Raw genomic sequence first — 6,754 nt, forward strand, 5'->3', positions numbered from 1 at the left:
GCGCACCGTCGCGGACCCGGCCGGGTTGCTGGCCCGGCGCCTGGCGGACTACCGGGCCGTCGTGCACCGGGTCGGCGCGGACGAGGTGGCCGGGACGATCCGGCGGTGTCTGGCCGACCGGGGTGTGTCCACGATGGCGGTTCCCGCCGACGTGGACCCGGCGTGGTGCGCGGACGGGGTGCGCTGGCTGCCCGACGCGCCGCCGGACGAGGCACTGTCCGTGGCCGAGTTGGACCGGGTCGACGGGGTGTTGACCGGGTGCGCGGTGGCGATCGCCGACACGGGCACCCTCGTGCTGGACACCGGGCCGGGGCAGGGCAGGCGGATGCTCACGCTGGTGCCGGACTACCACCTGTGCGTCGTCCCGGCCGGACGCATCGCGGCAGGCGTCCCCGACGCGCTGGCGCGGTTGGACCCGGCACGCCCGCTGACCTTCGTCAGCGGACCGTCGGCGACCAGCGACATCGAACTCGACCGCGTGGAGGGTGTGCACGGCCCCCGCACCCTGGAGGTGCTGGTGGCCGACGACCCGTGACCGCGGTCACCGGGCCGCCCATGGCGCGGGCCCGTCGGTCGCCTCACGCGTAGATGTCGGCCGGGGTCACCAGGGACAGCGTCGGGTCCCCGGCCGCGTGCCGGACCAGTCGATCGGTGAATCCCGCGCGGGAGCAGAGCACCCGACGCGGCTGGTCGACGACCCTGTCGACGAACGGTATCAGGCTGTCCAGCAGGTTGAGCTCGGCGAAATCGACCGCTGACGTGGTCCACTTGCACATGCCGAGCACGCGGGTGTTGTTGTCCCCGTCCACACCGACGATGTCTATCTCGCGTTCGGTCGTGCGACGATCCCGCCCCGTCGGCACCGGTCCCCACCAGCGGCCGACGGAGCTCACCTCGGGCGAGTTCAGCAGCACGTGCTCCCGGCAGACATCTTCCCATACTCCCGACGTGTGATGATCGAGCTGAGGGAGCACCGTGTCCTGCACGTAGGCGGCGGCGAGGGCGTTCGTCCGCAACTGGGAACGCGCGGCTTCGACGAAGCGGTAGTGGAAGCGGAGGAACTGGTCGCAGATCCGATAGGTGACCTTCTTGCTACGGGGGGACGCGGTGACCGGGCGTTGACTCTCGACGAGACCCAACCGTTCGAGGGTGCCGAGCAGCTTGGTGATATGGGCCGGCTCGAGCCCGGTACGGGCACTCATGGTGCTGTTGCGGTTGTGGCCGTGGGCGATCGCCCGGAGCACGGCGGTGTGATTGGCCGGGTCACCGATCGACTGTCTCAGCATGAGTTCGGCCTCGTCGTGCAGGAGGCCGCCGCGCTCGAACACCTCGGTCAGCAGATGCTCACCGAGCGGGCGGTCATCGGTGAACCGTGCCAGGTAGTACGGGATGCCACCACACACGGAATACGTCCGTACCCGGTCCTCAGCGGTGTAGCCGGGGTGGAAGAGTGCCGCGTCGCGGGCCAGGAACGGTTCCACCTTGAGCTGTCCGGTCCGCCTCCCGTACAGACGTCCGGCGAGCACCTCGTCCTCGAAGAAGGAGATCTCGCTCCCGGCGAGGACCAGGACGAGTGGCAGCGTCCGGCCTGTCGTTCGCCACCAGCGGCTGAGCACACTCTCCAGTTCGGGTGCCTGCTGCGCCAGCAGCTGGAACTCGTCGAAAACCACGAGTGTGCGCTGGTCGCCCACGAAGCGGGCGATCGCGGCCAGCGCCGCCTCCCAGCTGGTCAGTGGTTGGCTTTTCAACAGCTCGTCTCCGGAGACCCGGGCGAGCTCGTCGGTGAGGTCGTGCAGTTGTTCCTGTCTGACGGTGTCCGTCGCTTCCACGAACAGTGCCCGTGTGCCGTCCGCGAAGTGGGTCAGCAACTCGGTCTTGCCGACGCGCCGACGCCCGTAGATCACGAGGAGCTCTGCGGAGTCGCCCCGGAGACGCCGGTCGAGTAGCTCCAGTTCGTCCGCCCGGTTGAGGAACTGCACATCGGTATCGTACATCGAAATTGCCGTCAGCGGATAATCCTGCGCAGGATAATCCTGCGGCGGCAATTTCGATGGGGGACCACGCCCACGGGACCCCCGGTCGGTCGAGGTCGGCCGGGGCGCTCGTGTCCAGGAGAGAGTGCCGACGTCACCGACGGTGCGGGTTCTTGTGCAGCAGGTCGTCGGCCCCGCCTCCCTCCCCGGCCTCGGCCAGCTCGGCGAGGGCCTGCGCCCGTCGCAGTCGCAGCACGGTCTCCCGCAACGCGAGGTTCACCGTCTCCTCCGCGGTGTTCGTGCCGAGCAGTTCGGACGCCTCGCCGAGCGCGTCGTCGTCGATGTCGAGGAAAACCTTGGACATGACACGTTCCTACACGACCCCGATGCCGCACGGATCGCCCCATCGGGTCGGGTCGTCGGTCGTGCGGTCGGGGTCGGTCAGGGGTCGAACGCCTCGTCGGCCGGGGCGGGCCTGCCGAAGTGGAAGCCCTGGGCCCGGTCGCAGCCGAGGTCGCGCAGCACCCGCACCTGACCGTCGTTCTCCGCACCCTCGGCGACCACCGTGAGCCCCATCGAGTGCGCCATCCGCACGATGCCCGTGATGATGGCCTCCGCGTCGCTGTCCGTGGGGCCGTCGAGGCCCGCGACGAACGAGCGGTCGATCTTGAGCGTGTCCAGCGGCAGCTTCCACAGCTGGGCCAGCGACGAGTAGCCGGTGCCGAAGTCGTCGATGGCCAGCCGGACCCCCAGCCCGCGCAGGGCCGTCAGCACCTCGGCCGCGGCGGAGGGCTCGCGCATCAGCGCGCTCTCGGTGATCTCCAGACACAGCTCGCCCGGCGGCAGGCCGGTGGTGCGCAGGGCGTCGTCCACGGCCGCCACCAGCGACTCGTCGTCGAGCTGACGTGCGGAGAGATTCACCGCGAGCCGGGTGCGGGACGTGCCGTGCAGCCGTCGCCGGGCCAGCTCCCCGGTGGCCGTGCGCAGCATGTGGCCGCCGATGAGAGTGATCAGGTCGCTCTCCTCGGCCAGCGGGATGAACTCGCCGGGGGAGATGAGCCCGTGGACCGGGTGCTGCCAGCGCAACAGGCCCTCCACGGCCACCCGGCGGTAGGTGCGCAGGTCCACGATCGGCTGGTAGGCGACCCAGAGCTGGCCCTCCGGCACCGCGTCGCGCAGATCCTGCTCCAGCCGGAGCTGCCGTTGCACCCGCTCCCGCAGTTCGACGTCGAAGAACTCGTACCGGCCCCGGCCCCGGGTCTTCGCCTGGTACATCGCGACGTCGGCGTCGCGCAGCAGGTCCTCGGGGCAGCGCCCGTCGTCGCCGGTCGCGGTGACGATGCCGATGCTGGCGTCGACGCGCAGCCTGCGGCCGTCGACCGTGATCGGTTCGGTGAGCGCACGGCGCAGCGAATCGACCAGCGCGCGGACCTGCCCGCAGTGCTGCACACCGGGGGTCACGACGGCGAACTCGTCCCCGCCCAGCCTGCCGACGACGTCGCGGTCCCGCACGTGGCGGCGGAGGCGGTCGCCGACGATACGCAGGACGCGGTCGCCGACCCCGTGCCCGAGCGAGTCGTTGATGACCTTGAACTTGTCCAGGTCGATGAACAGTACGCAGGTCAGGTCCTCCGGCCCGGTGCCGCGGAGGGCGGAGGCGAGACCGCGCAGCACGAGCGCCCGGTTGGCGAGCCCGGTCAGCGAGTCGTGGGTCGCGTCGTGCGCCAGACGTCGCCCGATCGCGCGGCGCTCGGTGATGTCGCTGAACGAGACGACCACGGCGTGCGGGGCGGGGCCGTGCGGATCCAGCGCGCGGCAGCTCAGCGACAGCCACACCCAGCGCCCGTCCGGCCTGCGCGCACGCACGACCCGGCCGTCGGCGGGCCTGCCGGTGTGCCGGGTCACCGCGGCCGGGTTCTCGCTCGTCGGGATCCGCGTCCCGGACTCGTCGTGCAGCGGGAACAACGCGGGCGAACAGCCGATCATCGCGTCGACCGGGAGCCCGAGGATCCGCCCGGCCGCCGGATTGGCGGTCTCGACCAGCCCGGTCGGGTCGAGGACCACGACCCCCTCGTCCAGGGCGGCGACCACGGTCCGGTAGCGGCGTTGCGCCTGGCGGCGGGCCGTCTCGTCCGCGCACACCAGGACGTAGCCGTCGTCCATCTCGGCGGCCGAGACCCGCACCGTCACCGCGGTGCCGTCGCACCGCCGGTGTTCGGTCTCGGCCACGCCGCCCTCGGCGACGATCGTGGCCGGGTCGGGGCCCCCGCCCACCAGGTCGAGGACGTGCCTGCCCACGGCGGTCTCCGCCGGATGCCCGTACACCGTCCCGGCGGCGGGATTCCAACTGCGCACCACACCGCCGGAGTCCGTGGCGATGATCGCGTCGCTCACGTGCGAGACCAGCGCGGCCTCGTACCGCAGGGCCGACTCCACCGACCGCGCACGGGTGACGTCGCGCAGGGTGACCTGATACGCCGGACGACCCCGCCAGGTGGTGCGCACCGCGGTCGACTCGACGACCGTGGTGCCTCCGTCGGCCCGCACCAGCCTCACCCGGACCGGGCCGGTCGTCGCACCCGGCCGGTCGAGCGTGTCGATCCGGCGCAGCATCTCCGGGACGGCGTCGGTGGTGACGAACTCGGTGAGGTGCCTGCCCACCAGCGCACCGGGATCCTTCGCACCCACCAGGGCCGCGGTCGCCGGATTGGCGTAGAGCAGCGTCGTTCCGTCGTGGACACAGATTCCGTGCGGGTGGGACTCGACCAGTCGCCGGTAGCCCTCGACCGGATCGCCGGGCCACCGGGCACCCCGGACCTCGGCGACGTCGCTCTCCGCGGGATCCCCGGTCACGTCGGTCGCGATACCGACCAGTCGCCCGGGGCCGGGATGCGGGGTCCCGGCTTCCGGACCGGCGTCGGTGTGCTCGTCACCGGTGGCCGGCGGGCGGTGGACACGCGCGAGGAACCGCAGGCGGCGGGACGATCCGTCGAATGTGGTGTGCCGTTGTTCGAGATCGAGAATCTCCCACGCCGGGGAATTGCGGGCGGCGGCGGTCAACGGGCCGATCAGTTCGCGCAGTCGCGTGTCGATATCGTCCTCGTCCGCGGTGGGGACGCCCAGAACCTCCGGGAGATCCGCATTCCAGGTGATCTCACCAGTGCCCAGATCAGCGGACCACGTCGCCCCCACACCGCCGTTCGGTGCGAGATCGACGAGATCGTCCCGGTCCGGACCGAACCAGTGGGGTACCTCGTCGCGTGTATGCGCCTCCATGTCGAAGTCCATCCGCCGCTCGTCTCCGGGCACGATCACGATATGAAATCACCACTGGGCGAGACGAGGGAAATCGTGCCGCACTGCCGCGCCGGTTTCTCTTCCACACCGACCCGCGGTCGTCAGACTAGGCGGTGTCGACGCTTTTCGCCCGGGTCGGTGGTCCGAACCGCCGATTCCGGTGACGGGACGGCGGTCGTGCCGGAGGCCGACGAAACCAGCACTCGCCCGACGGTGTGAGTGTCGAACTGCCGGGAAGGACAGCGCGAGCGGTGGGTGGGGTGCCGGTGCGCTGAGGAGGCCGGGCCGGATTCGCAGGTGACGGGGAGGTCGGGGTGGTGTTCAGTGGTCCCTGGATATGAGCACTGTTCTCGAGGAGGAACGCCGATGACCGACGCGCGTCGCTATCGCCGACCCGGGAAGCTCGATGCGGGACTCAACCTCGTCGTCCGGTCGCTGACCGGTCTGGGAGTGAGCCTGTGGGGCACGCGGATCCTGTCCGTGCGGGGGCGCCGTTCCGGACAGTGGCGGTCCACGCCGGTGAACCTGCTGACCCTGGACGGTGCGGACTACCTCGTCTCACCCCGTGGGCACACCCAGTGGGTCCGCAATCTCCGCGCCGCCGGGGGCGGACAGCTCCGGGTGGGGCGGCGTGTCCGGCGCTTCCGCGCGGTCGAGCTGCCCGACGACGAGAAGGTGGAGATCCTGCGCGCCTACCTGGCCCGGTGGGGGTGGGAGGTCGGCCGGTTCTTCGACGGGGTCGACGCGCACTCCGACACGGCGGACCTCCGCGCGGCCGCCCCGGGGTGCCCGGTCTTCCGGGTGGTCACGCCGCGGTGAGACGCGTTCCGCACAGCAGCGCTGTCGCGGGCGGATCGTGAAGGTCCGACCCCGGAGGGTGCCCCGGTGTCGGTGTGCTGGTGTGGTCCCGCCGAGGTCAGTGCCGGGACGCGTGCTCCTGCGCGGCCGGCTCCACGGCCAGGTCGAACAGTTCGGGCGCGTCGGTGGTCACCGCGTCGGTGACCTCGTTGATGCTCGGATTGACCAGCACACGGTCACCGAGGAACACCGTGGGAACGGTCTCGTCGCCGTCGGTCGCCGCACGCACCCGGGCCGCCGCCTCCGAGTCCTCCCAAATGTTGATCTCCCGCACGGGGAGTCCGGTGTTGCGCAGGCGGCCCCGCAGGATGGCGCAGAACGGGCACCCCGGCCGCCAGTAGAACTCGATCTCGTTGATAGCCACAGTTTCCTCCCTCTTCCGACACCGTAACCGGGCGCGGGCCGGGCGTGCCGCCCGCCCTTGAGCGACCCTGTGCCCATGGATTTCGACGCGGTGGCCGACGAGTTGTACGGCACCGATCGGGCGGCTTTCGTCTCCCTGCGCGGGCGGCGTGCGGCCGAGGCGCGCGCCGCGGGCGAGCGTGACCTGGCAGGACGGATCTCCCGGCTGCGCAAGCCGACCACAGCCGCCGCGCTGGTCAACCGGCTGGTGCGGGAGCGCCCCG

6 protein-coding genes and 1 pseudogene are annotated in these 6,754 nt (G+C 71.3%); 3 read left to right on the forward strand and 4 right to left on the reverse strand.

Annotated elements, in window-relative coordinates:
- On the forward strand, nucleotides 1-535 hold a 535-nt coding region (locus SACPADRAFT_RS28795; protein ID WP_007025889.1), incomplete at its 5' end, for a LutC/YkgG family protein.
- 43 nt (nucleotides 536-578) lie between these two features.
- Here the strand turns inward: SACPADRAFT_RS28795 and SACPADRAFT_RS0219340 are convergent.
- The 3 genes from SACPADRAFT_RS0219340 to SACPADRAFT_RS0219350 form a co-directional block, all read right to left on the reverse strand.
- The gene (locus SACPADRAFT_RS0219340) at nucleotides 579-1,979 is read right to left on the reverse strand and encodes an ATP-binding protein (protein ID WP_028662601.1); all 1,401 of its coding nucleotides are present in this window, start codon (nucleotides 1,977-1,979) and stop codon (nucleotides 579-581) included.
- A 148-nt stretch (nucleotides 1,980-2,127) separates the two neighbouring features.
- The gene (locus SACPADRAFT_RS0219345) at nucleotides 2,128-2,337 is read right to left on the reverse strand and encodes a type II toxin-antitoxin system VapB family antitoxin (protein WP_007025887.1); all 210 of its coding nucleotides are present in this window, start codon (nucleotides 2,335-2,337) and stop codon (nucleotides 2,128-2,130) included.
- A 77-nt stretch (nucleotides 2,338-2,414) separates the two neighbouring features.
- Nucleotides 2,415-5,249, reverse strand: coding sequence for a sensor domain-containing protein (locus tag SACPADRAFT_RS0219350; protein ID WP_028662602.1), 2,835 nt, complete (start codon nucleotides 5,247-5,249; stop codon nucleotides 2,415-2,417).
- A 387-nt stretch (nucleotides 5,250-5,636) separates the two neighbouring features.
- Between SACPADRAFT_RS0219350 and SACPADRAFT_RS0219355 the strand changes: the two genes are divergently transcribed.
- Nucleotides 5,637-6,089: a nitroreductase family deazaflavin-dependent oxidoreductase gene (locus SACPADRAFT_RS0219355; protein WP_007025885.1), complete on the forward strand. Its 453-nt coding sequence runs from the start codon at nucleotides 5,637-5,639 to the stop codon at nucleotides 6,087-6,089.
- 97 nt (nucleotides 6,090-6,186) lie between these two features.
- Here the strand turns inward: SACPADRAFT_RS0219355 and SACPADRAFT_RS0219360 are convergent, their stop codons facing one another.
- Nucleotides 6,187-6,492, reverse strand: a complete 306-nt coding sequence (locus SACPADRAFT_RS0219360; RefSeq protein ID WP_007025884.1) for a glutaredoxin family protein — start codon at nucleotides 6,490-6,492, stop codon at nucleotides 6,187-6,189.
- Between the two features lie 75 nt (nucleotides 6,493-6,567).
- On the opposite strand from SACPADRAFT_RS0219360, the pseudogene SACPADRAFT_RS33275 reads away from it, so the two are divergent.
- Nucleotides 6,568-6,754: pseudogene (locus SACPADRAFT_RS33275) on the forward strand (hypothetical protein); the annotation flags it as partial.

The sequence above is a fragment of the Saccharomonospora iraqiensis subsp. paurometabolica YIM 90007 genome (assembly GCF_000231035.2).
GTDB lineage: Bacteria > Actinomycetota > Actinomycetes > Mycobacteriales > Pseudonocardiaceae > Saccharomonospora > Saccharomonospora paurometabolica.